Source organism: Agarivorans sp. QJM3NY_30 (assembly GCF_050870855.2).
Lineage (GTDB): Bacteria > Pseudomonadota > Gammaproteobacteria > Enterobacterales > Celerinatantimonadaceae > Agarivorans.
The window spans coordinates 2592530-2618886 of the sequence record NZ_CP194038.2; the positions used below are offsets into that span (position 1 = coordinate 2592530).

21 protein-coding genes are annotated in these 26357 nt (G+C 44.1%); 9 read left to right on the forward strand and 12 right to left on the reverse strand.

What is annotated here, in order from left to right; all coding sequences use genetic code 11:
- Positions 1-18: 18 nt before the first annotated feature.
- Both ACRRSX_RS11895 and ACRRSX_RS11900 read right to left on the reverse strand, forming a co-directional pair.
- Positions 19-657, reverse strand: coding sequence for a TetR/AcrR family transcriptional regulator (locus ACRRSX_RS11895; protein ID WP_432452993.1), 639 nt, complete (start codon positions 655-657; stop codon positions 19-21).
- Positions 658-901: 244 nt separating this feature from the next.
- Positions 902-1507 carry a hypothetical protein gene (locus ACRRSX_RS11900; protein ID WP_432452991.1) on the reverse strand — a complete coding sequence of 202 codons (606 nt, stop codon included), beginning with the start codon at positions 1505-1507 and terminating at the stop codon, positions 902-904.
- A 399-nt stretch (positions 1508-1906) separates the two neighbouring features.
- Between ACRRSX_RS11900 and ACRRSX_RS11905 the strand changes: the two genes are divergently transcribed.
- The 5 genes from ACRRSX_RS11905 to ACRRSX_RS11925 all read left to right on the forward strand — a co-directional run bounded on the left by ACRRSX_RS11905 (position 1907) and on the right by ACRRSX_RS11925 (position 4592).
- The gene (locus ACRRSX_RS11905) at positions 1907-2161 is read left to right on the forward strand and encodes a BufA1 family periplasmic bufferin-type metallophore (RefSeq protein WP_432452990.1); all 255 of its coding nucleotides are present in this window, start codon (positions 1907-1909) and stop codon (positions 2159-2161) included.
- A gap of 57 nt (positions 2162-2218) precedes the next feature.
- A complete protein-coding gene (locus tag ACRRSX_RS11910; protein ID WP_432452989.1) occupies positions 2219-2473 on the forward strand; it encodes a BufA1 family periplasmic bufferin-type metallophore in 255 nt (84 codons plus the stop codon).
- Positions 2474-2538: 65 nt separating this feature from the next.
- Positions 2539-3381 carry an MNIO family bufferin maturase gene (gene bufB, locus ACRRSX_RS11915; protein WP_432452988.1) on the forward strand — a complete coding sequence of 281 codons (843 nt, stop codon included), beginning with the start codon at positions 2539-2541 and terminating at the stop codon, positions 3379-3381.
- Positions 3374-4153 (forward strand): HvfC/BufC family peptide modification chaperone, encoded by a 780-nt coding sequence (locus ACRRSX_RS11920; protein WP_432452987.1) that lies wholly within the window; start codon positions 3374-3376, stop codon positions 4151-4153. The genes bufB and ACRRSX_RS11920 overlap by 8 nt, the downstream gene beginning before the upstream one ends.
- Positions 4140-4592: a DoxX family protein gene (locus tag ACRRSX_RS11925; protein WP_432452985.1), complete on the forward strand. Its 453-nt coding sequence runs from the start codon at positions 4140-4142 to the stop codon at positions 4590-4592. The genes ACRRSX_RS11920 and ACRRSX_RS11925 overlap by 14 nt, the downstream gene beginning before the upstream one ends.
- Positions 4593-4604: 12 nt before the next feature.
- On the opposite strand, the gene ACRRSX_RS11930 is transcribed toward ACRRSX_RS11925, so the two are convergent.
- Positions 4605-6131: a fumarate hydratase gene (locus ACRRSX_RS11930; protein ID WP_432452984.1), complete on the reverse strand. Its 1527-nt coding sequence runs from the start codon at positions 6129-6131 to the stop codon at positions 4605-4607.
- 195 nt (positions 6132-6326) lie between these two features.
- On the opposite strand from ACRRSX_RS11930, the gene pabB reads away from it, so the two are divergent.
- From pabB to ACRRSX_RS11945, 3 genes are all read left to right on the forward strand, one after another.
- Complete coding sequence (gene pabB, locus ACRRSX_RS11935) at positions 6327-7697, forward strand: aminodeoxychorismate synthase component I (RefSeq protein WP_432452983.1); 1371 nt, start codon at positions 6327-6329, stop codon at positions 7695-7697.
- A gap of 29 nt (positions 7698-7726) precedes the next feature.
- Entirely contained in the window at positions 7727-8290 is a 564-nt protein-coding gene (locus tag ACRRSX_RS11940) for a CoA pyrophosphatase (RefSeq protein WP_432452982.1), read from the forward strand.
- A gap of 65 nt (positions 8291-8355) precedes the next feature.
- Positions 8356-9708, forward strand: coding sequence for an L-serine ammonia-lyase (locus ACRRSX_RS11945; RefSeq protein WP_432452981.1), 1353 nt, complete (start codon positions 8356-8358; stop codon positions 9706-9708).
- 71 nt (positions 9709-9779) lie between these two features.
- Here the strand turns inward: ACRRSX_RS11945 and cysB are convergent, their stop codons facing one another.
- From cysB to ACRRSX_RS11960, 3 genes are all read right to left on the reverse strand, one after another.
- A complete protein-coding gene (gene cysB, locus ACRRSX_RS11950; protein ID WP_432452980.1) occupies positions 9780-10766 on the reverse strand; it encodes an HTH-type transcriptional regulator CysB in 987 nt (328 codons plus the stop codon).
- A gap of 209 nt (positions 10767-10975) precedes the next feature.
- Positions 10976-13474: an ABC transporter permease gene (locus ACRRSX_RS11955; RefSeq protein WP_432452979.1), complete on the reverse strand. Its 2499-nt coding sequence runs from the start codon at positions 13472-13474 to the stop codon at positions 10976-10978.
- Between the two features lie 10 nt (positions 13475-13484).
- The gene (locus ACRRSX_RS11960) at positions 13485-14183 is read right to left on the reverse strand and encodes an ABC transporter ATP-binding protein (RefSeq protein ID WP_432452978.1); all 699 of its coding nucleotides are present in this window, start codon (positions 14181-14183) and stop codon (positions 13485-13487) included.
- A gap of 16 nt (positions 14184-14199) precedes the next feature.
- Here ACRRSX_RS11960 and ACRRSX_RS11965 point away from each other — a divergent pair, with 16 nt between their 5' ends.
- Positions 14200-14841 (forward strand): arylesterase, encoded by a 642-nt coding sequence (locus tag ACRRSX_RS11965; RefSeq protein WP_432452977.1) that lies wholly within the window; start codon positions 14200-14202, stop codon positions 14839-14841.
- A 212-nt stretch (positions 14842-15053) separates the two neighbouring features.
- Here the strand turns inward: ACRRSX_RS11965 and ACRRSX_RS11970 are convergent, their stop codons facing one another.
- The 6 genes from ACRRSX_RS11970 to ACRRSX_RS11995 all read right to left on the reverse strand — a co-directional run bounded on the left by ACRRSX_RS11970 (position 15054) and on the right by ACRRSX_RS11995 (position 26302).
- Positions 15054-15572 carry a cell division protein ZapC domain-containing protein gene (locus tag ACRRSX_RS11970; protein WP_439022886.1) on the reverse strand — a complete coding sequence of 173 codons (519 nt, stop codon included), beginning with the start codon at positions 15570-15572 and terminating at the stop codon, positions 15054-15056.
- Positions 15573-15694: 122 nt separating this feature from the next.
- Positions 15695-16705, reverse strand: a complete 1011-nt coding sequence (gene pyrD / locus ACRRSX_RS11975; RefSeq protein ID WP_432452975.1) for a quinone-dependent dihydroorotate dehydrogenase — start codon at positions 16703-16705, stop codon at positions 15695-15697.
- A gap of 57 nt (positions 16706-16762) precedes the next feature.
- A complete protein-coding gene (locus tag ACRRSX_RS11980) occupies positions 16763-21595 on the reverse strand; it encodes an NAD-glutamate dehydrogenase (protein WP_432452974.1) in 4833 nt (1610 codons plus the stop codon).
- A gap of 158 nt (positions 21596-21753) precedes the next feature.
- Entirely contained in the window at positions 21754-21972 is a 219-nt protein-coding gene (locus ACRRSX_RS11985; RefSeq protein WP_432452973.1) for a DUF2835 family protein, read from the reverse strand.
- 17 nt (positions 21973-21989) lie between these two features.
- Positions 21990-24614, reverse strand: a complete 2625-nt coding sequence (gene pepN, locus ACRRSX_RS11990) for an aminopeptidase N (protein ID WP_432452972.1) — start codon at positions 24612-24614, stop codon at positions 21990-21992.
- 308 nt (positions 24615-24922) lie between these two features.
- A complete protein-coding gene (locus tag ACRRSX_RS11995) occupies positions 24923-26302 on the reverse strand; it encodes a sodium-dependent transporter (protein ID WP_432452971.1) in 1380 nt (459 codons plus the stop codon).
- Between the last annotated feature and the right edge of the window lie 55 nt (positions 26303-26357).

A 26357-nucleotide genomic window follows, 5' to 3' on the forward strand; every position in this document is an offset into this window, starting at 1 on the left:
CTCACTAGCCTATCGTTATTATGGGTTATTTGGCGCACCGACCCCGGCGGCCAGATAAGGAATCACCTTACGGATCAGTCCTTCGGTATTAATTTGTTCGTTAAAGTCGGCGCTGGCGATATCTTTTAAGGCCGCGCTTGATGCCATGGTGAATACCACCGTACCGAGGGTAAAGTGTAAACGCCAAAAGATGTCACTGTCAGATAACTCCGGATAAGCACGCTTCACCGCTTGCTGGAAACGACTTAATACTTCTCCGAAATGGTGAGTAATAAATTTTCGTAGGTGACCTTGGCTATCGGTATAACCTCGGCCTAGCAGTAACAACAACATTGCAGTGCCGTGCTTTTTAATTTGATTCATCGCCAGCAAGGGTTCAATAAATGAATTGAACACCTGCTCCAGACTGGGCGCGTGCTCGCTCTGCGTATGCACGAGCATCGCCTCGTCAACTAACGGCATAAACTGCTCTAAATAGCGCATCAACACTGCTTGGATCAGCTCTTTTTTTGAACCAAAATGATAGTTCACCGAAGCAAGGTTCACTTCAGCCTCCGAAGTAATTAGTCTCAATGAGGTATCGGCAAAACCGCGTTCTGCAAATAAACGCTCTGCTGCATCGAGGATCTTACTTTTTGTTCCTTGTCTCACCATCACACCTTTAAAAATTAAACAACTGTTTAAAAACTACGTTTAAGACCTCGCGATGTCAATGTTTATGGCATGGATATTTTGTGAAGAGAACAAAAAACGAGAACTGTCGTCGACTTTTTTATATAGAAAATAAAAAAAATTGAAACTTTCTAGAAAACGGCGGGTCTTAATCTATGCCACTGCAATTAAACACTTAAATTGAACGCCCAGCATCCCTGTAGCTGGGCTTTTTTTTGCCTTCTAAAACTTAAGGCCGAATAACGTCGACTTTCAAATGCGCAAAGATACGGTTTATCACATAATCAACACCCTCAGGCTTAAGCTTCAGCTTTCTACGTCCCTGTTGATCGATTTCCACCGCAGCAAAGGCTTGCATACTTAACTGCCAACTGGGGCGACCTGAACCAGGCTGATATAAACTGAGGTATAGAGTTGCTCGCTGAAAATCTTGATTCCCATCATCGGCTAAACCGGGAGACACCCCAAATAAACTCATCAGTTGCAGGTCACTAAGTTGCTGGCTGCTAGGAATAGCAAAGGCCAACCAATAGTCACAACTTTCGCTCGCCTTACTTTGATAAGCAAGCCCGCGCTCGAGCAATGCATTGGTAAGTGCGTGGTGCATCAGATCATAGGCTGCTAAATCCGACAATTGTGGATTACGCAGCGCTTCGGCCAACATTGGATGGTCACATACGGTTTGTTGGGCTATTAAAGCAAAACCCGTGTCGGCGCTCACCACTATCGTGTCGCGCTGTTGCTGAGCACTGCGTTGCGGTTGGTTTGGCGGCACCTGCGGACTACAAGCGCCTAACAATAAAACCCCTACACTCCAGCAAATTGCCAGTTTCATATCGTTCGCCTCTATTTATTGAGTACTTACATGATTCACTATGGATGGCGGTTCCACAAGCATTGTTGCCCAATACCCGCTGTCAACTCGCCTCAAAATATCGAGAGCCCCCTGTTTTTTCCTACGCTTCGTTTCACTTCCAGCTAACAATCTGGCTACTTAATATACAATTGACTCGACTTCACAAAATATAATCTAATTTCTAATTCACACCTACAAGCATCTGTTAAATATGCATTTATTGTAAAAACCAACCGGACTAAAACAGCCATTATCATTAAATAATTAATATTTTTTTCATGCATTGTGAAATCTTTTTTTAATAAACTCGGTTTCATTAGTTACAACGAAGTAAGCAAGTTGTAACAAACACCAGACTAAATGAATAAGGGAACAACCATGAAGAAATCTAACCTCGCCGTCGCTACTGCCGTATCAGGTTTAATCGCTTTAGGAACTTTGGGTGCAAGCCCTGCATTCGCAGCAGATAAAGAAAAATGCTACGGCGTTGCCAAAGCGGGTCAAAATGATTGTGCCACTAAAAACAGCTCTTGTGCAGGCACTGCAAAATCTGACAGCCAGAAAGATGCATTTGTGGTTTTACCCAAAGGTCTCTGCGGCAAATTGGCCGGCGGCAGTACCCAAGCTAGCTAATAAATAACATTGAATAAGCAAACCAACATTTAAAAATCACTACATTAGGAATCAACTATGAAAAAATCTAACCTCGCCATCGCCACTGCTGTTTCAGGTTTAATCGCTTTAGGAACTTTAGGTGCAAGCCCTGCATTCGCCGCCGATAAAGAAAAATGCTACGGCGTTGCCAAAGCAGGCCAAAATGACTGCGCGACTAAAAATAGCTCCTGTGCTGGCACTGCAAAATCTGACAGCCAGAAAGATGCATTTGTGGTTTTACCTAAGGGTCTTTGTGGCAAATTAGCTGGCGGTAGCACCGAAGCTAGCTAAGTTGATGATGTCGAACCAAGTTTGGTTCGACAGTCCCTTCCCACCCCGTAAAGATGACGATAAATATGACTAAAAAACAATACGGCTTGGGTTTACGATCCGCCTTTGCGACACAGCTATTAGCCAAACATCCCAACATCGATTGGCTAGAAATTCACGCCGAAAATTATTTCAATCCACATAGCTACGACTATCACCAGCTGACTCAAATTGCTGAACACACCCCTATTAGCGTACATGGCGTTGGGCTATCACTAGGTTCTAGCGATGCATTGAGTATTGCTCATTTAAGCAAACTAAAAACCTTAATTGATCACATTCAACCTTTCATAATTTCCGAACATTTAAGCTGGAGCAGTATAAATGGCCGTTATTACAACGACCTGCTACCCCTACCTTATACTGAAGAATGCTTAAAAGTATTTGTTGACCACGTGAATCAAGCCCAAGATTTTCTAGGACGACAGCTATTAATCGAAAACCCCTCCGCATATTTGGCCTATGCAGAAAGCCATATCCCTGAACCCGAATTTTTAAACCAACTCGTGGCGCAAACGGGCTGTGGGCTTTTGCTTGATATTAACAATGTATATGTGAGTGCTTATAACTTAGGCTGGGATTATCAGCAGTACCTCGAGCACCTCAATCTTAACGCCGTACAAGAGATCCATCTAGCGGGCTACACCGAAAAACAATTTGATGGAAAAACGGTGCTGATTGATAGCCATAACCAAGCCGTCCATCAACCCGTTTGGGATTTATATCAATACTTCCAGCAACACTTTACAAACCAGATTCCTGTACTCATCGAATGGGATAGTGACTTCCCTGCGCTAGAAGTACTGTGCCAGGAAATGGATCGAGCGCGCGCAATTGATCAACAAGTGACAGAGGTGGCTTGTGCTTAAACAATTACAACAGCAGTTTTCAAATGCACTAAACCATCAAGAAAACGCCATCCATCAACATCTTCAGCAAGGCCAGTTGACTGCCGACGAATCGATGCAGATATACCAAAACAACTACTTGTTGAGTTTAAGCGAAGCCCTCTCTGCGAGCTACCCAACCATCCAAAAATTGGTTGGTGAAGAATATTTTTGTCAATCGGCTAAGCGTTTCATCTTGGCCAAAGGACACGATCAAGGCGACTTGAATTTATTTGGTCAAGGTTTTGATTTATTTCTGCAACAACAACCCGAGTTAGCCGAGCTCCCCTATTTGCCAGCAGTTGCTCAACTCGATTGGCTGATTGAGCAAACCGCCGGGCAAGCATTGAGTTCCACCTTTTTGTCTATCGCTGAACTGCAAACCATTACGCCTGAAAACTTGGGGTCTGTGGTTTTGCACTTGGCCCCGCAATATACCTTGTTATCCAGCCAGTATCCTATTTTTGATATTTATCAGATGGTACAGACCGAGCAAGTTGAGGCGATCGAGCTACAACAAAATGACTATCTATTACTCACTAAACAAGCCAACTTTGAAGTTGCCATAGAACAAATATCGGCTCTTAGTTTTGAGTTCTTAGCCCACTGTCATCAGCAACGGCCTTTAGAACAATTACCGGAACATTGTCTGTTTGAACTAGAAGCCTTATTGGGTGATGCCATCCATCAACAAAGGTTTGCCAGCTTTAGCGACGCAAACGCCACCGGAGGGCCAGAGCATGGCAATCTATAATCTCTATTTAAAAGCTGTCACGGCGATGCAATCACTTCTGATCCCGCTGTTACTCACCATCACCCGACTGTGGGTTGCTTCGGTGTTTTTTCGTTCTGGTTATCTTAAGATCAGTTCATGGGATTCAACTCTTTACTTATTTGAAGAAGAATATCAGGTTCCGATTATTCCTTGGGAGTTAGCCGCTTACTTGGGCACCGCCGCAGAATTAATTTTGCCAATCTTTTTAGTCTTGGGTTTATTTACCCGTATATTTTCCTTAAAACTGTTCGTATTCAACATTATTGCTGTCGTGTCTTATCCTGTGCTGTGGCCGGGCGGATTCTATGATCACCAATTATGGGGACTGATGTTACTGATCAACTTAATATGGGGCGCAGGTCCTCTTTCATTGGATCGTTACCTCACGCATAAAATGGCACAAAAAAAAGCGGCCTAAGCCGCTTTTTCATTAAGCTTTCATTTTTGCATCCAGCTCTTCAATCTTGGCCTTCCAAATAGCAGGGCCTTGTTGATGAGCTGAGTTGCCATCACTATCTACCGCTACCGTGACTGGCATATCTTCAACTTCAAACTCGTAGATGGCTTCCATACCTAAATCTTCAAACGCGACGACTTTGGCTTGCTTAATCGCTTTAGACACCAAATAGGCGGCGCCACCTACTGCCATTAGGTAAACCGATTGGTGCTTCGCGATAGAATCAACGGTTGCTTGGCCGCGTTCTGCCTTACCAATCATGCCCAACAAACCGGTTTCTTCAAGCATCATGTCGGTAAACTTATCCATCCGAGTCGAGGTAGTTGGGCCTGCAGGGCCTACAGCTTCGTCGCGTACCGCATCAACTGGCCCTACGTAGTAAATAAAGCGACCGTTAAAATCGACGCCATTGGGGAATGGTTTACCTTGCTCTAAGTATTCTTTAATACGCTTATGCGCTGCATCGCGACCCGTTAAAATCTTACCATTAAGCAATACCGTTTCGCCCATTTTCCAGCTGGCTATTTCTTCTTTAGTAATGCTGTTTACATCAACACGGCGTACATTGTCACCCACATCCCAGGTAATTTCTGGCCAGTCTTCCAGCTTCGGTGGCGTTAGCAGTGCTGGACCACTACCATCCAAAACAAAATGAGCATGCCGAGTCGCCGCACAGTTGGGGATCAAAACCACCGGCTTGGATGCCGCATGAGTTGGGCAAGATTTGACTTTGACATCTAAAACCGTGGTTAAGCCCCCCAAGCCTTGCGCACCAATTCCCAGCTTATTAATACCTTCCATTAATTCTAAACGCAGCTCTTCATCGGCGTTAGTTGCGCCACGCTCCTGTAGGTCTTGAATATCTACCGGATCCATCAGCGATTCTTTTGCCATCACTGCAGCCTTCTCTGCGGTGCCACCGATGCCAATTCCAACCATGCCGGGAGGACACCAACCGGCTCCCATGGTCGGCAAGGTTTTAAGTACCCACTCGGCCACAGAGTCAGAAGGGTTAAGCATCGCCATTTTTGATTTGTTTTCACTACCACCGCCCTTCGCGGCGACCATAATTTCCACTTTATCACCAGCGACTAAATCGATGTGAACCACCGCGGGCGTATTATCTTTGGTATTTTTCCTCGCCCCATTCGGGTCGGCGACAATAGAAGCGCGCAGTGGATTATCGGGATTGGTATAGGCTCGTCGCACGCCTTCGTCGACCATTTCCTGCACGGTAAGGTCGCTGTCCCACTGAACCTGCATACCGACTTTGACAAAGGCAGTAATAATGCCGGTATCTTGACAAATCGGTCGTAAACCTTGGGCGCACATTCGTGAGTTAATTAAAATTTGTGCGATGGCATCTTTTGCCGCGGTACTTTGCTCTTTCTCGTAAGCCGCAGCCATCGCTTTCACAAAATCGAGAGGATGGTAATAAGAAATGAATTGCAGTGATTCAGCGACACTGTCAATAAAGTCTTGTTTTCGGATGATGGTCATAAAGTCTCCACAGGTCCTTATTTTGCCTTGGTACATTGAGTGAACTCAGTCCTTGGCTATTCGGGTTATAATCGTTATCCTTCCCGCCTATAATACGCTTGCGCTATAAAGCCTGCTATAACCTAGTCCGAAATTTTTACAATTTATCTACGTATTTATAATACCTTTAGCTAATGGCCAGTAAAAACCAACCCTATGATTGTTAGTAAATCTTTTTGTTTAGAATCGGCAACGCTATTCGAGCGGATCGCCAACCAACAGTGGTGTTGCTTCTTGCAATCCGCATCCAGTGAGCATGAGAATAGCCGTTACGACATTTTAGTGGCTGATCCCATCGCCACGGTTTGTACTCGAGCTGAAATATCCACGGTTAGACTTGGCGAACAACACTACCAAAGCAAACAAGCCCCCTTCGATTTATTAGAAAAACTGCGGCTGCAATTATTTTCTAAGGCGACGGATCAGCAACTTGAGCTCCCATTTTGCGGTGGTGCTCTGGGACTTTGGTCATACGATTTGAGTCGCCAATTGGAGCCGCTACCACAACGTCTTCAAGCTGATCTGCGTAGCCCGGATATGGCAGTCGGATTTTATGACTGGGCCTTGATCTATGACCACCAACAACAACGTAGTACTCTCGTGCACTACGCTGATCATGATGATCAATTAAGCGCCTATGCACAGCTGGTAGAACGCGAGCAATGGTTATTACAACAGCAAGCGGCACCTGAGCAAACATTTAGTTTAACCAGCCAATGGCAGAGCAACCTTAGTCAGGCACAGTATCAGCAACGTTTTGCTCAGGTGCAACAATACCTACTCAGTGGCGACTGCTACCAAATTAATTTAACCCAACGCTTTCAAGCCAGCTATCAAGGTAGTGAACTCACTGCTTATCAAAAACTGATTGCAGCCAACAAAGCACCATTTTCGGCGTTTTTACGCCTCGAAGATAGCTGTATTCTGAGTGTATCGCCCGAACGTTTTATTCGCCTGAAACAAGGAATGATCGAAACCAAACCAATTAAAGGCACTCGCCCGCGCAGTAGCGATCTGGCTAAAGATAGAGCTTTAGCCGAAGAACTAGCCATCGCGGAAAAAGATCAAGCCGAGAACTTGATGATTGTCGACCTATTGCGAAATGACATTGGCCGAGTCGCCAAGTCCGGCAGTGTGACAGTGCCCAAGCTATTTAATATAGAATCGTTCCCTGCGGTGCACCATCTGGTGAGTACCATTCGCGCAGAACTTGCCAAACAGTACTCAAGCGAACAACTTCTAGCGGCCTGTTTTCCTGGAGGATCAATCACTGGCGCACCTAAAATCCGGGCGATGCAGATTATTGAAGAACTTGAAGCAAACCGCCGTAACGCCTATTGTGGAGCTATCGGTTATATCAGCGCCAATGGCGATATGGATACCAATATCACGATCCGAACTTTGGTATGTGAACAACAGCAGATCTATTGTTGGGCTGGCGGCGGGATTGTGGTTGACTCTGAGGTCGATGCCGAATACCAAGAATGTTTCGATAAGCTCAGTCGTATTTTGCCAGCCTTACAGTAAGGCTGAGACTCAAGGATCCAATTGTATTTATGCATACCCACCACTACCTACAACGCTATCTATTGCATCCTGCTGTGGCCAACTCAGCCAAGTCAACAAAGCAAGCTGCGGCAGTCTTGGTGCCAATCATCGCCCAGCCAGGACAAACGGAGCAACTGGTACTGACTCAGCGCAGCGCTCAGTTACGGCATCACCCCTCGGAGATCAGCTTTCCCGGCGGGAAATACGATAGCACCGATCACAACTTACAACACACCGCATTGCGTGAAACCGAAGAAGAAATAGGAATTAACCCCAAGTTATTTACCATTCTAGGGCAACTTCCGCAGTTAAATACCGTCAGCAATTTCTCGGTGAGTCCCTTTATCGCGACCGCCAAGCAAGACCTTGCGTTTAAGATCAACGACAACGAAGTGGCGCAAGTGATTGTTTTACCCTTGCAGCCTTTTTTGTCTTTAAGCAATTATCAGGGTTATCGTTTTTATCGTAAAGGCCGCGTGAAACAGGTTTATTTCATCGAAGTCGAAAAGCACGTCATTTGGGGAGCAACCGCGCAAATATTGTATAATTTGGCCTCTCATTGTTGCGGATAACTAGATATACTTAGCACAACAGAATTAATAACTTATTCGATTCGATTTTTTAGGTAACAACATAAATGGTAAGTTTATTTGACCTTTTTTCCATTGGTATTGGTCCATCCAGCTCTCATACCGTAGGCCCGATGAAGGCGGCGAAACTATTTGCTGAAAATTTACAACCGCAATTCCAGCGGATCAATCACTTACAAGTCGAGCTATTTGGCTCGTTAGGCGCCACCGGAAAAGGCCACGGCACAGGTAAGGCAGTCATTCTCGGCCTATTAGGCGAAACTCCCGAGTTTATTGATATTGATGCCGTTGAGCAAATGTTACAAGAGGTAGAACAAAGCCAAGAGTTAAATTTATTAAACTCCAAAATAATTAACTTTCCAAAAGTTGGCGCGATTGTTTTTCACCGACGTAAAAGCTTGCCTGTACACAGTAATGCCTTACGTTTTACCGCCACACTCGACAATGGTAAAACCATTTCGGCAACCTACTACTCGATTGGTGGAGGTTACATTATTGAAGATGGCGAAGCCGTTGCAGCCCATGAGGCTAACTACCCCTACCCTTACGACAGCGCAGATTCCTTATTATTGCGCTGTAAAGAAAGCGGTAAAAGCATCGCTGCGGTGGTTTCTTGCAATGAGCAAGTACATTGTTCTACGCGTAGCATTAGCGCGTATACCCAACAAATTTGGCAAACGATGCAAGCCTGTGTGGCTCGCGGTATGGGAGAAGAGGGGATCTTACCCGGCGGCCTTAAGCTAGCTCGACGAGCCCCCTGCTTAAAGCGCCAGCTCAATTCGCAACAAAACCTAAGCTCTGATCCCCTCAATGTTATGGACTGGGTCAATTTATATGCGCTTGCCGTTAGCGAAGAAAATGCCGCAGGTGGACGCGTGGTTACCGCTCCGACCAATGGGGCCGCGGGGATCATTCCTGCCGTATTACATTACTATCACAATTTTGTACAAGCCTTAGACCAAGATGCCCTAAATCAGTTTTTTTTGACCGCCACCGCAATTGGCTCTTTATATAAAACCAACGCTTCAATTTCTGGTGCCGAAGTTGGATGTCAGGGCGAGGTGGGCGTCGCCTGCTCAATGGCGGCAGCTGGCTTAACGGCTCTATTTGGCGGCAAACCCGAACAAATTGAAAATGCAGCCGAGATCGGCATCGAACATAATCTAGGACTCACCTGTGACCCCATCGGTGGTTTGGTACAAGTTCCTTGTATCGAACGCAATGCGATGGGCGCATTGAAAGCGATTAATGCCGCACGTTTAGCGCTTCGCGGGAGTGGAGAACACAAGGTATCGCTAGACAAAGCGATAAAAACGATGTGGGAAACTGGTCGTGATATGAAGAGTAAGTACAAAGAAACATCGCGCGGTGGTTTAGCGGTCAACATTATCGAGTGTTAAAGCAGCCAGCTAACTAGCGAATTAAAATCAGAAACAATAAAAGCAGTCACTTCGACTGCTTTTTTGAACACTTAAATGGTTGGTAATTGGATCTCGTTGAACAAAGCTTCAACTTCATCGAATGATTTTGCTTGTACTGCCCTATCGACTAAATCGCGAGTCAAATGAGGAGCAAAGCGTTCGATGAAATCATACATATAGGTCCGTAGGAAGGTTCCTTTTCGGAAACAAATTTTAGTGGTACTCGCTCTAAATAAGTGACTCGCATCAATCGCGACTAAGTCCTGATCTTGTTGCTTATCAATCGCCATCGTTGCCAATACCCCGACACCAATGCCCATTCGCACATAAGTTTTAATCACGTCGGCGTCGGTGGCAGTAAAGACAATTTTGGGTACCTTACCCGCACGGCCAAAGGCGTCGTCAAGGTCTGAGCGTCCAGTAAAACCAAAAATATAGGTGACAATTGAATGTTTAGCTAAATCATTAATGGTCACAACTTCACCATTCAGATGTTTCTTCGCCAGCTCATGATCGGGTGGTACGAGAATACTCCGGTTCCAGTGATAACACGGCAACATCACCAAATCGGAAAAGATATGCAAGGCCTCGGTCGCAATCGCAAAGTCTGCACTGCCCTTGGCAACCGCTTCGTTGATTTGATTGGGCGTGCCTTGATGCATATTTAACGAAACATTCGGATAACGATGAATAAAACCTTGAATCACTTCTGGTAGGGCATAACGTGCTTGAGTATGGGTGGTGGAAATGTTTAATGAGCCTTGGTCAGGATGAGTATGCTGACTAGCCACAGCTTTAATGCTCTCCACCTTCGCCATAATTTCATTGCTGATCCGTATAATTTCTTGGCCAGCAGGGGTGACTTGGCTAAGATGTTTGCCACTACGTTTAAAGATTTGTACCCCTAACTCGTCTTCTAACAAGCGGATCTGCTTACTGATCCCCGGTTGCGAGGTATATAAACTTTCGGCAGTTGCAGATACGTTAAGGTTATTATTAACGACTTCTGCGATATAGCGTAATTGCTGCAATTTCATTTTGTTAGATTCTCTAGCGCCAAACTGTCTTAACCACAAATATACCCGCGAGTTAAGCTCTTATTACATTTTTTCATAAGTATATAGCCATTGCAGACCATAATGAAATCACTTTCCATTGATTTTAACAAAGCGGAAGCAACATTAGCTTAGATTGGGCTGCGACTCACCACTTAAGTGAATACAAAGACCACTAAAGCGAGAAAAGCTTAACGCAAACTTCTCACCAACTGAGCCGAGTTTCGCTTCAGTAAACGTAAGGTTGAACTCGCCCCCATACTGGCAATCACCACCATTCCCAACACTGGGCCAATCAACCACAGGCTCCAGTTCAACATAGGTCGGATCTCAAACACTTGAGTTTGTAGTAACAATAATACCCCTTGAGCTGCGCACGCGGCGATGAAGCCAGATAATAGACCGAGGATAACAAATTCATAAATCACAGCATTTCTCAATACTTTACCGCTGGCACCTAGAGTGCGTAGAATCACCGTTTGCAGTCGGCGTTCTTGTAACGAGCCCTGCACTTGAGCAAATAGCACTAAACTACTGGCTAACAGTACCACCACCAACACCAATCGAAGCGCCAGTGATACTTGGTCAACCACTTGGCTTAACTGCTGAATCAGAGCCTTCACATCAATTAATACCAAGGTAGGAAAACTCGCCATAGTTTCAGCCATCCAAGCACTTTTATTGGCTGGTAAATTAAAAGAACTCAAATATCCACTTGGAAAAGAGGCCATCACATCTTGACTCAATAGCACAAAGAAATTTGGTTGCATGGTATTCCAATCAACACTGCGAATACTGCTTACCTTTACTTCAAAGGTACTGGCTCCCACCATAAAACGCAGCGTATCACCGAGTTTAATCGCTAAACGCTCGGCAAAATCTTGCTCCACCGAAGCTTGCTGCTGGCTTTGAGGGCTTAACCACTGGCCATCAATTACTCGATTTCGATAGGGTAAGTCTGCAGTGCTACTTAAATTAAGTTCCCGACCAGCCCCACGACGACGCGACGATTCCTTATCTGAATATTCGCCATTGGCTTGCTGACTCACTAGCTCATCATTGATCGCCACTAAGCGCCCACGCAACATCGGAAACAAGGGGCCCAAATTAATATTCTCGGCAGCGAAACGATCGATTAATGGCTGTTTTTGCTGTTGGCTAATATTGTAAACAAAATGGTTAGGAGCCCCGGCCGGCAGTTGTTGCTGCCATTCGCTAATGAGATCCTGTTGAATCACCCACACCACTAAAGCAAGTTTGATGGCAACGGTAAAGCCAATCAACTGAACCCGATTCTGTTTCGCTCTTTTATAAAGCGATGAGACCGCAATTTTAAGGCTCACGTGACCTAAATTGCTTGAACGTTTTTTAAGTAGCCACAGCAATAGCTGGCTGGTTAACAACAGCACCAACACCGCCAATAAACCTACGCCCAATAGAATAAGGCTGAGCGATAAAGATGCGCTATACAACCATAATAAGCCAAACACGCTCAGCAGCATCCATAGGCCGACCCATAACGGCTTCACCACACCATCGTCACTGTCACGACGGATCACCCGCATTGGTGCCACATTAAATAACTGTAAGAGAGTTGGCAAAGTAAAGGCAAAGCCACAAATCAAACCACTACCCACCGCCATCAGATAAGGTTTCAAACCTGCGCTTGGCAAGGTAATGTTAATACTAGCTTCCACATAATTGACCACAGGCCATTGCAAAATGGAGGCAAGTCCCAATCCCAGCAATGTTGATAACAAAACGACGCTAGATAAATGTCCAATGTAAATGCGTCTGATCTGTACTTTACTTGCCCCAACAACTTTAAACATCGCCACCGTATCGTAATGACGTTGACAGTACAGCCTGCTGGCGACCGCAATCGCCACGCAAGCCAACAAAACCCCAATTAAGCCCGCAAGCAATAAAAATTGCTGCGCCTTGGTTAAGGCATTGGCTAGCGGAGAGCTACCACTACTGACGTTAATGAAACGTTGATTATCCGCGAGCAAGGGCTTTAATTGCAGCTCTAAGTCGGCTAAACGAGATTTACTTCCTGCGAACATGTAACGGTAAGATAAGCGACTGCCAGGCTGAACCACCTCGGTTTGAAGCACATCGGCGATATTCATCATGACCCGAGGCGCAGTCATAAATACGCTAAATGGCGCATCTGGTTCATTCACGATACGCCCGGCGATCTTTAATGTCGCCTCGCCTATCTCAATTTGATCCCCAATATTTACGCCAAGCTGATAAAACAAACGTTCGGCTAAATACACTTGTCCTATCGGAACGCCTTTTATCGAGGCACCACCACTGCCAGTCGGCTGTTTACTCACTCGCAACGCCCCCTTCAGTGGATAGTGATTCGACACCGCCTTCACACTCGCCAAAACTAACTTATCATTGGCATATAACATCGATGGAAAGAGCAATTGCTCCGCGTAATCTAATTGTAAGCGGCTTGCTCGCTGCGCCAAATCAAGATCAACGGGATGTCCACTACGAACCAAGCGGTCGGCGGCAATAAAGTCTCCGCTCTTAGAAAAAATGGCCTGTTCTAAACGATCAGTAATACTACTGAACAACCATACTGAGCTCACCGCAAGCACAATAGCAGCGGCAATAATCGTCAGTTCCCCACGCCGCAGTTCAGCACGAAATAAACGCCAAATCAGCTTATTCATCGAAGATTCCTTATCCGTCAATCATTTGCCCAGCTTGTAAGGTTATTTGCCTTGAGCAACGCTCCGCCAAACCTCGTTCATGGGTCACCAAAACTAAGGTCGCGCCCGATTGTTGGTTTAATGCAAATAACAAGTCTTCAATGTTTTTTCCGTTGTCACTATCTAAATTGGCGGAAGGTTCATCCGCAAACAAGACCTCAGGCTGGCAAATAAAGGCTCTCGCAATTGCAACCCTTTGTTGCTCGCCACCAGACAGTTGATTAGGATAATGATGATGGCGCTCGGTTAAGCCCACCTTATTTAGCCACTGTTCCGCCAACTCCTTAGCCTTGGCGATCCCTTTTAATTCTGCCGGTAACATAACGTTTTCCAGAGCAGTTAAGGCTGGAACTAATAAAAACTGTTGAAAAATAAAACCCACTTTATCGCGTCTTAAACGTGCCCGTTGTTCTTCATCTAAGGCCGACAATTTTTCGCTGCATAATTCAACCTCTCCCTGGCTGGCGCTATCCAAGCCAGCTAAAATACTGAGTAAGGTAGTTTTTCCTGAACCAGATGCGCCCACAATGGCAAGTGATTCTCCTTGGTTAATTTGCACATTGATATCTTTTAATAAGCTCAAACTCCCATTTGGAGTGGCAACCTGATGATTGAGTCCAGTTGCATTTATGATTATCTTAGAGGGAGACGACTGTGATTCTACTGACATAAATAGGTACTCGATAATGATTGTTACTCGGAAAACTGGGTATTACGTATTCAGCTTATTGCTGGTTTTACTCTGTTTGACAATAAATACCAAAGCTAGAGCAAATACCAAATCGATGTTAATCCTCGGTGATAGTTTAAGTGCCGCCTACGGTATGACCCTTGAGCAAGGCTGGGTATCACTCACTGAACAACACTATCGAGACAACAATAAGCCGTTATACTTGATTAATGCAAGTATCAGCGGTGAAACTAGCGCCGGTGCTTTACGAAGATTACCAAGTTTATTAGCAGAACATCCTGTCGATTGGCTACTTATTGAGCTTGGTGGTAACGATGGCCTACAAGGCCAAGCGATTAACAGTATCTCCGATAATCTTACAGCAATGGTGCAACTCGCCAAGCAGCAAGGTATACAAGTGGCGGTGATGCAAATCCGCATTCCGCCAAACTATGGCAAACGTTACACCACTGCCTTTGAAAGCTTATATAAAACGCTGGCAGAACAACAGCAGATCAATTACTTACCTTTTTTTATTGAAGATATTGCGACCCAAAGCGAATTGATGCAAAACGATGGGATCCATCCCAATCAGCAGGCGCAAGCCTTGATTAGTCGGCGGATGCAGCAGCAATTACTTGAATTAGTTCAAGATTAGCCACAGTAACTTTAAATAATTAATGCTTCTAGACACGGCTCATTCGTCCGTAAAACAGTCAATTAATTAGACCGAGCTGACGCTGATAACCGACAAGCTTGATTTGAATCAGAACGCTCAATTGTCCATCAATCAGTTTGTGGTAACTATATTTGAATGTGAAACCAAGCTTATGCCCGAAATTAAGCAATTGAGGTGAAGGCTTTACAGGCCTAAGCTGTTTGGGCGAAACCGCGAGATGGTTGAAGTAAACGAGAGAGAGGCATGACCCGATCGTGCATCACTTTAATGGCTTCAAATTGACCTAAACTTTTACGCGGGTCCAATTGCAAGCCTGCTTCAATGGTCATCACCGTATAGCTTTGCTCACTGCGCTCAACAATCACACAGCGACTATGCGCGTAATCACTTTGTAGTACCACCAGTTGACCCAATTGCAAATCGCTTTGCTGAACGGTGCCGATACTCTTGAAAAACCAACTTTGCGGCATCAACGGTTTAAGAAACTGCGCGGCGGCTAAAGCATTTAAACAAATTTGAACTTTAATCGCTTCAGACCAATTAACCTCTTCTAATTGCTCTAAAAATTGATAATAAAGCTGAGTCTGTTCGGTCGTGAAAGGACTGTCTTCTTGAGCATGTAGAACACAACGCTTTTTACACAACTTAGACACAAACAGCATATTAGGCCCCAAGTCCAGAGTCATTACTCCTTTATTGGTATCAAACATCCAGTGCCATTGTTTATTAGGTTGTATTAACATTTTAAAAAGACAGATCTATCCATGTGAGTTCACTTAATAAACAAATGTACTACGTGAACTCAATAATAACAAATAAATTTAAAACTTTTTTATATAACTTTGGAAATCTGCTTAATTAATTCGGGACCTTTATAAATAAATCCACTATATATTTGAACTAGTTTGGCTCCCGCTTCCATTTTTTCTTTTGCAGCCATCCCTGAGTCTATTCCGCCAACACCAATGATCGGGATCTTCGATTTTAAATAATGATCTAATTTACGAATAACTTCTGTCGATTTTAATTGCAAAGGACGCCCGCTTAAACCTCCAGCCTCACTAGCATGGTTCATCCCCTCAACCATTGAGCGCTCTAGGGTGGTATTGGTTGCAATCACCCCATCTAATTTATAACGGATCAGACTGTCACTAATTTGTTCAATTTCCGCTTCTGATAAATCAGGTGCTATTTTAATCAACAGTGGTACATGTTTATTATATTGTTGGCTAAGTTGATCTTTTCGCTCAGTAAGATCCTTTAATAGATCTTCTAGCGCTTCACCATATTGTAAGGATCTTAAACCGGGAGTATTTGGACTAGAAATATTAACTGCGATATAAGAGGCATGGGCAAAGGCTTTATTCATACCGATTAAATAATCGTCTTTACCATTTTCAACAGGCGTATCAAAGTTTTTACCAATATTGATCCCAAGGATCCCTTTGAACTGGCTCTGCTCAACCTGATTGATTAAATAATCGATCCCTTTATTATTGAAGCCCATTCGATTAATTAAACCTTCGGCTTCTAATACCCTAAAAATACGAGGCTTTTCGTTACCTGACTGGGCGCGAGGGGTCACCGTTCCAACTTCTATAAACCCAAAACCCATTGCAGCAAAAGCTTGAATACACTCGCCATTCTTATCTAAACCAGCCGCTAAGCCGACCGGATTAGGAAACGTAAGTCCCATTAGTTCTACTGGGTTGGCTGGAACTTGTTGGCGGTACAGTCTGTCAAGTAAGGTTCCGCCAGTACGCTTAAACATCTCGATAGTCAGATCATGAGCGGATTCAGGATTTAGTTGAAAAATTAGTTTACGAGCGAGTGGGTAATACATTTAGACTCCTAGTATAAGACCCCCGAAGATGCAGGGCTTCGGGGGCAGTATTTTATACTAGTTTACCGAGCAATTTAAATTTAATAGATTCAATTCCCTTAATAATACTGAAAATTTCGCAAATTCATGGATATTTCCGGTTTTGAAGTCGGCCAACATCTGATTCCAGCGAAGCAAAAGGCTCTCGTGAGCGGCTAACCAATCATCCAAAGCATTTTCACTTTCCATCTGAGTCGCCCATTTTAGAGCACTCATGGTGAGCTGCCGTTGTTGCCAATCGAGATCTTCTCTAAAAGAAGAACGCGCTAAGGCCTGCCAATGGTTATCTACCGCTTGGATATTAATTTGCTCTAAGAACCAATGTAAGCCGATATTTGCACCAAGATTAAAGTACAGTCTTGCCACCGCAACAATATCTTGCTCGCCTTGTTCAGCAATCTCGGTGAGGTCTAAGATAGAAAACATCGAATCCATCTTGGCCATGGTACTCGCTAACTCTGCTGGCACATGCTGCTGCTGCAGTTTATCTGCTTGCTGATTTACCAAGTCCACCTCATCGCTGGCAAGTACGTCCAGTAACTGCTGATGTAGTTGCAAATAACTCGGGCGATAACGTTCTATTTGCTCTGCGATGGTCAAGGAGCGATCTCTTAGTGTTAAGAAACGTCGCGTGGCTCGACGTATATTCCTGCGCAAGCTGTTAATCATGCTTAATTGAAGTTGCGCATTCACTCGATTATCCAAGGCTTCAATTTGCTCATAAAGCTCCCATGCGCCAAAGACTTCACAAGCAATCATATAACAAGTACAAATTTCTGCGGCGCTCGACCCCGTTTCTTCAATCAGGCGAGTGACAAAGTTAAAGCCAACATCATCGACCACTTGATTCGCCAAACGAGTCGCCACAATCTCTTGGCGAAGTGGATGCTGATGCATCTGTTCAACATAACGTTGCTGCAATAAAGCAGGGAAAGACTTAATCAAAGTTTGACTGAGATAGGGATCCTCGGTTACTTCGGACACATTAAACCATTCTTTCAAGGCCATTTTGCCATAAGCAACCAACACCGCTAATTCGGGTCTGGTGAGCCCTTGACCATTTGCCTCTCGCTCTAATAACTCTTCATCGCTAGGCAAAAACTCTAAACTTCGGTTTAAGCGCCCTTCCCGCTCTAAAATATGCATAAAACGGCTAACTTCTTTAACGGTACTCTCACCAAGTTGTTCCGTCGCACTGATCGATTGACTCTGACGATAGGCATTTTCTAATACAATAAGTGACACATCTTCGGTCATTTCAACTAACAATTTGTTACGTTGTTTTTCTGTAAGATCACCATTTGTCACCAAGCCATTGAGCAAAATTTTAATATTCACTTCATTATCGGAGCAATCTACACCACCCACATTATCGGTGAAATCGGTATTAATTCGACCGCCATTCTCGGCAATTTCAATACGGCCAAGCTGAGTAATCCCAAGATTCCCCCCTTCACCAACAATTTTCGCGCGAAGTTGCTTACCATTGATCCGCAACGAATCATTAGCGCGATCACCAACGTCGGTATTGGATTCGGAACTGGCTTTGATATAAGTCCCAATACCACCGTTCCAAAATAAATCAACAGATGCACATAGGATCAACTGAATCAAAGCATTTGGCGTAACATTGCTTAGTTTGGTATCGAGTAGACGCTGAATTTCAGGGCTTAGCTTAATCGACTTAGCACTACGTAAGAAAATGCCTCCACCTTCAGAGATTAAACTGTTGTCGTAGTCTTGCCATGAGGAACGCGGTAATTCAAATAGCCGTTTACGTTCTTGGTAAGAACGCGCTGCATCAGGACTGGGGTCAATAAAGATATGCATATGGTTGAAGGCAGCAACTAAACAGGTATGTTCCGAAAGCAACATCCCATTCCCAAATACATCACCTGCCATATCCCCAACTGCGACACAGCTAAAGTCGGTGGTTTGACAATTTACGCCAATTTCTCGGAAATGACGTTTTACCGACTCCCAAGCCCCTCGAGCAGTAATCCCCATACCTTTATGATCGTAACCGTTACTGCCACCGGATGCGAAGGCATCCCCCATCCAGAATTGATACTCCTGACTAATTTGGTTGGCAATGTCAGAGAAAGTTGCGGTACCTTTATCGGCGGCCACCACCAAATAAGGATCATCAGGGTCACGTCGAACCACTTGGGGAGGCGCAATGATCTCTCCCTTAATATTATTATCGGTAATATCCAATAAACCGCGAATAAAGGTGCGATAACACTGTTTGCCTTCGGTTAACCAAGCATCTCGATCACTCGGCGCAGGCAAACGCTTACAAACAAAACCACCTTTAGCACCGACTGGTACGATCACCGTGTTTTTCACCTGTTGAGCTTTGACTAGACCCAGTACCTCAGTTCTAAAGTCTTCACGTCGATCAGACCAGCGCAGTCCACCTCGAGCAACTTTACCTCCCCGTAGGTGAACCCCTTCGACTCTCGGCGAATAAACAAAAACTTCGAACATTGGCACAGGCTGCGGCATATCCGAAATTTGCCGTGGGTCAATTTTAAAGGAGATATAGTCTTTAACTTGTTTGTCTGCAGTAAGCTGGTAAAAATTGGTCCGTAAAGTTGCTTTAATCATCTCTAAGTAACGACGAATAATTCGGTCATCATCTAGGTTTTCGACACCATCCAACAAACTAATTAACTTCGCTTCTATCTTTTCTTCGGTCTTTTCAGAACGCTTTAGACTGGGATTAAAACGACGATGGAATAAATCCATTAATAAGGTAGATATTTGCGGGTAACTTGCGAAGGTTTCTTCAATATAGCTTTGGTTAAAATTACTGCCGATCTGACGCATATACTTCGCGTAGGCTCTCAGTAAAGCAACATTTCTACCGGACACTTGCGCAGCCAAAACCAAGCGATTGAAACCGTCGTTTTCAAGCTGTCCAGACCAAATTTCAGCAAAGGCTTGTTGGAAATTATCACGATTTTTTTCGATGTCCAAAGCTTGTTCGCCCACAAACAACATCGAAAAGTCCAACAACCAATATACTTTATTATCGCTGCTGGTTAAGCGATATGGTGTTTCACCAATCACCCGCAAGCCCATATTTTCTAACATCGGTAATACATCAGAAAGATGTAACGGTTCATTCAAATGAAATAATTTTAAGCGGACATGATTGTTATTAATATTCTCTTCTTGGGGCCGATAGAACAACATCCCCAATTGATTCTCATCACTGAGTTCTTCAAATTGCATGATATCGGCAACAGCCGAACCCGGTAGCACGTCTTCTTTATATGAACGAGGAAAAGCACTTTGATATTTACTGCTTAATTGAATCGCACGCTCTTCACCGAAATTAGATACCAAAGAATCTGATAAACGGTCTTCCCAGGTTCTAGCGGCTTCAATTAGGTTGGTTTGTAACTGGCTCAAATCAAACTCCTGATTGCTATTTTCTACTCTCACTAGATAGTGAGTGCGCGCCATTGAGCCTTCGGTGTAATAGGTTGTAAATTCGACTTCTTCCGTGGATTTAAAGTGTTGCTTGAATATCTCTTGGCTATCTATCCTTAAAGCCGTGTTATAACGGTCTTTGCTGGTATAAACCAAGCAAGAGTAGAAACGCCCGTATAAATCTTTTCGCACAAACAACTTCACTAAGTCGCGCTCTTGAATTTGCTCGACACCTAAACCAATATCCAACAATTCCTCTTCACTCGCCTGGATCAACTCATCTCTGGGATAAGTTTCCATAATATTCAGCAATGACTTATATGCATGAGACCCTTCGGGTAGAGCCGAGTTAACCATAATTCGAGCAAGCTTTTGATTAATCAAGGGGATTTCTAGAGGACTGCGATTATAGATAGAAGAAGCATATAAACCGACAAAACGATGCTCTCCAATCACCTGACCCGCTTTATTAAAAACTTTAATCCCAACGTGATCGATATAAGCGGGACGATGCACTCGCGACTTATGATTACTCTTGTTCAACACCAACGGCGTCTGATTCGTCGCCAGTTCACGACCGGCCTCGGTATAGCTCGATAAAGAGACTACCTGACTCGTCACGTATTCTCGGTAGAGACCTAAACTGCCTTCGTCATCGGGAATCAACTGAAAGTCCCCTTTCACTTCTTTGAGTGCGTAGTGACGATAACCCATCAGCGTAAAGTTGTGATCAGACATCCACTCTAAAAAAGCACAGCTCTGAGCTAGTAAATAGTTGTCTATTGGCCCTTTAGTTTTGGCCAAGTCTGCGGTGACATCAATTAACTTTTGCAGCATCACCTGCCAATCATTAACCACCACTGCGACTTCGTCCAAGACCTTACTCAGTTCGTTACTCAACTTACGCAAGGCTGTTTCGTCGCTTTGGCGGTCAACTTCAATCATGAATATGGTTTGATTGCCAAACTCACTATGCTGCACGTCATATACAGCGGTCACTTGATTATTCTCATCGCGGTCTAAACGCATTGGTTGATGCAATAATAAGTGAGTATTAATGCCACTGCGAACCAAGGCCATTCGAACCGAATCAACTAAAAACGGTGAATCTGGTACAACAATTTCGATAATCGTGTGGGTAGATTGCCAACCGTGACGGCTTAACTCAGGGTTATAGACTTTAATATGTCGGTCACAAGTTTTCGTAAGATTTAGCGTATTCCATAAGCCAACTCCGACCCCATATAAGTCGCTGTCACTGCGATTGGCCAGGTCGTCACTGCCTAGCCCAGAAAACAGCCGAGTTAAAAACTGCTCAGCTAAGGGCGCCGCCCTTGCATCCAGTTTCTGGTTAACAATTTGATAGACTTTCTTAAGTAATACGGAGGCGTGTTGCTGCGCTCTTGTCATAACGCATTCCTTTTCTAAGTAGAGTAATATTATTATTGTGTAAAACAACAGCTTATTGTTTATTTGAGTGTAGTCCGGTTTAAAAATTAATCGAAAAATAACTCGAACAACTACAGCGGCAATTAAACCATGTTTTTACATATATTCAACATTGTTCACTAGATTTTTTGAAGAGATATGAATTTATTTTGGTTATCGGTCGATAATACAAAACGACCGCTAATGCCTGAAGCATTTAAAAAGGACAAAAAACGCAACGCGGGAATTTGCACCCGCGTGCCTTTATCATCAACAGCGATCACCGAACGGGCACTACCTCGGTAGACCCGCTCAAACTCCAGATATGAAATATGTAAATTAAAATAATACTGTTTCATACTGAAAACGATACTGATTAAGCTCTGAGTTGTTGTAAACCATTGGTGACTTTTTCATAAAGATCTTTACTCAAGTCTGGCAAATCTGCTAAACGTTGTAATTGCTCAATAATCAAGTCTTTACGTGGTTGATCAAGTTTTACCGTTTGGATCAAAGGTGTAATCAAGCGCGATGCCACTTGTGGGTTTTGTTGATTTAAGATACACAAAACATCGGTTAAATAACAATAGCCAGAACCATCTTTTGCGTGAAACTTTCGAAGGTTATTATTTACAAAACTTCCAATTAAGGCGCGAACACGGTTGGGATTTTCCATGCTAAAGCTCGGATGTTCGGTGAGGGCTTTAACCCGAGCGAGACTATCTCCTTGTGCAAAATTAGCCTGTAAGGCAAACCATTTATCCATGACTAAACCATCATGTTGCCAGTGTTGCTCATAATCATCAAACATCTGCTGCCGCTGCTCAATTTGGGCATTGTTAGCCGCTGCCATTGCCGCCAGCTTATCGGTCATTAATGAACTCTCAAAATAGGCTGCCAAGACCACTTCTGGCTTAATATATGCCACATACTGTAAGCAAGCGGCACGCAAAGAGCGCCACGCGATATCAGAATGCGCCAGAGTTTGCTGCTCAGATCCGGCACATAAACGCTCAAGGGATACAAATTCTTCACTTAAACAATTGGCCAGTACAGAAATAAAGAAGTCTCTCGACTCAGCAATCGCATCGACATCCACCGCAGCAAAGCTATCGGCGATTTCGTTTTCACTACTAATCGTTAATAATTCAGCCAATAAACCATTATCGAGCTGACGATCATTGAGTAATTGTCGGAAGGTTTCAACAATTTCATCGGCAACATTCAGCGTTTGGCCCTGCTGTAACAGCCCAACCGCTTGCTGCATCCAACGTGCGACTAACTTTTGCATGCCATCCCAACGAGCAAAAGTATTACTCGCATGGTTAATGATCAGTAACAATTCAGTTAGTGAATAATCCATTTCTAGTTTTACAGGTGCAGATAAATCTTGCAGCAATACCACGGTTGGTTGGCTAGTGATGCCATCAAATACCCAGCTTTGCTCAGCCGATGTTAACTCAAGCACTGAAGATAGCGTTTGCCCTTGAGCAGTAAGCGCTAAACTTTGACCATCACTGGCTAATAACTCGATAGACACCGGAATATGTAAGGCCTGCTTTTGCGTTTGATCTGCGGTGGCCGCAGTATGTTGCGAAATACTAAGATTAAACTGCTGCGCTTGTTTATCGTAATTGCCAATGGCATTTAAAATAGGGGTACCCGACTGGCTGTACCATAACTTAAATTGGCTAAGATCTTTGCCGCTGGCATCTTGCATCGCATTCACAAAGTCATCGCAGGTGACTGCTTGTCCGTCGTGACGCTCAACATAAGTTTTCATCCCAGCTTGAAAGGCCGCTTCACCTAATAAGGTGTGTAACATGCGGATCACTTCTGCGCCCTTTTCGTAAACTGTTAAAGTGTAGAAATTATTCATTTCAATCACCTTATCAGGGCGAATTGGGTGGGCCATTGGTCCCGCATCTTCGGCAAACTGATGACTACGTAAAATACGTACATTTTTGATCCGATTGACGGCCCTTGAGCCCAAATCAGAGCTGAATTCTTGATCTCGGAATACCGTCAAGCCTTCTTTTAAAGAGAGTTGAAACCAATCTCTACAGGTAATTCGGTTACCGGTCCAGTTATGAAAATACTCGTGACCAATGACCGCTTCTATGCCTAAGAAATCACTATCGGTGGCGCTCTGTTTGTTCGCTAGAACATATTTTGAATTAAAGACATTAAGGCCTTTATTTTCCATCGCGCCCATATTGAAGAAATCGACAGCTACAATCATATAAATGTCGAGATCATATTCTAAGTTAAAACGTTGCTCGTCCCACTTCATCGCCTCTTTCAGGGATTGCATCGCGTGTTCACTACGATCCAAATTACCCTTATCAACAAATAACTCGAGCGCAATCCGCCGCCCCGATTGGGTAACAAAACTGTCTTCAAGTAAATCAAAGTCACCCGCAACTAAGGCAAACAAGTAACATGGTTTGGGAAATGGGTCTTGCCAACGCACCCAGTGTTTACCATTGTCGAGGTCGCCCTGCGCTACCTTATTACCATTAGCGAGTAGATAAGGATAAGCAGCTTTGTCAGCAATAATTTTAGTGTGATAGGTCGCTAAAACATCTGGCCGATCGAGGAAGTAGGTGACCCGTCGAAATCCTTCGGCTTCACACTGAGTACAAAAAGCATTCCCTGACTGATACAAACCTTCGAAGGCCTTGTTTTCGACTGGATTAATTTGAGTCACAATTTCTAAATCGAAACTTGCCGGCAAGTTACTCAACACTAATTGACTGTCAGTAACGTGGTAATCGGTGTGTGCTTGCTGATTGACCTTGATGGACAGCAGTTGCAGCTTTTCCCCATCTAAGACTAAATCTTCGGCGGAGGCATCGACCCGAAGCACCTTGGATACCGCTGTCACCTTAGTATGATTAGGCTCGAGGTCAAATTCTAAATCCACCTGCTCGATGGTATATTGAGGTGCTTGATAATCTGCACGATATTTAGCGACGGGTTGGGCTGCTAGTTCTGCCATGACTCTTCCTTTTAGTAGAAATTCAAAAATAAACTAAAACGTGTTTAAGTCGGTTTATCTTCAGTCGTAAAATTGTAATAAACGCTCAGGTTTAAAAAAACCATTTTAAAACAATATGCTGATGAATCTAAACTAAAAAAGCGACATCAATGAGTACTTGGGCAAAGAAGTGTCAATCGAGTGACTACAATCGTAAAAGATAAACAGACCGAGTTGTATTGTAAGAGATATTGGCGACTGCTGCTAACGATTTTAAAGGGACTAAAAAGCAAAAAGTCGGCCTAAGCCGACTTATCAGGTGTTGTATATCAAAATGCCAGCAAACCAACGGCGTTTAAAAACACCAGTGCAATGGCAATTGGAGAAATAAAACGAACACTCTTCATGAACAAGCTAAAGTTACGGCTTTTCATACCAATGCCCTGTTTAACACGCTCCCCCTGCATCATCCAACCGACAAATATAGTGATGAGTAATCCGCCTAATGGTAGTAATACGCTTGCCGTTAGATAATCAAGGATCTCAAAAAAGTTGCTTCCCATGGGCCCGGCATCTATCTGTGCAAATTCCCAACCACTAAATGAAGCAATCGTTCCCAAACTGAGTAGCCAAACGGCGAAGCCAGCAATAACGGCGGCAACGTTACGACGTAAGCCGCGACGCTCAACCAAGTAAGCAGCACTCGATTCAAGCAAGGCGATTGCAGAAGTAAATGCAGCGACCACCACCATCACAAAGAATACCACAGAGACAAGCGATCCCATTGGCATGGAGCCAAAAGCAATCGGTAATGACACGAACAATAAACCGGGTCCTGCACTCGGCTCAATACCGTGAGCAAACACAATAGGATAAATAGCTAAACCAGCCATCAGCGCAACCACGGTATCGGCAATCGCGATATAAATAGAAGTTTTAGCTATCGAAGTGCCTTCAGGCAAGTAAGCACCGTAGATCATCATGATCCCAGATGACAAGCTGAGGGTGAAGAAAGCATGACCGAGAGCTATCATCACGCCATGAACAGTTAATTTAGAAAAATCAGGTTTAAACATAAAATTAACTGCGGCAGCAAAATCACCGGTCACTGCGGCATAAACCATAATCATTGCCAACAATACAAACAACGCAGGCATCAACAAATAGACCACCCGTTCTAAACCCTTAGTGACCCCCTTTGCTAAGACCAGAATGGTTGCCCCAATCACAATGCTTGCCCACAAGGTGAGTTGCAAAGGATCTGAAGTTAAAGCACCAAACATTGCTCCAACTTGCTCAGCATTACCTGCAGCTGCCGAGATATCTCCTGATAACGATTTAAATACATAAGCCACTGCCCAGCCAGCAATCACAATGTAAAAGCTTAACACCAAGAACCCAGCCAATACCCCCATGCCACCAATAAATGCCCAATGTTTAGAACGTCCATGTTCAAGCGCTACTTTCGCGACCGCGTTGGCTGGTGTAGAACGCCCTTGTTTACCTAAGTAAACCTCTGCCATCATCACCGGAATGCCGATGAACATAATGCATAAAAGGTAAACGAGTACGAAAGCACCGCCGCCGTTCTCTCCCATGATATAGGGAAACTTCCAGATATTACCAAGCCCTACTGCGGCCCCTGTTGCCGCTAAAACGTAGGCAAAATTACTCGACCAGCGATTATTCACTGAGGTGTTATTACTCATATTTTCTCTTAATAATTGTGTATGCGAATTGCGTTCTTGTTATTGGCCGCAGATC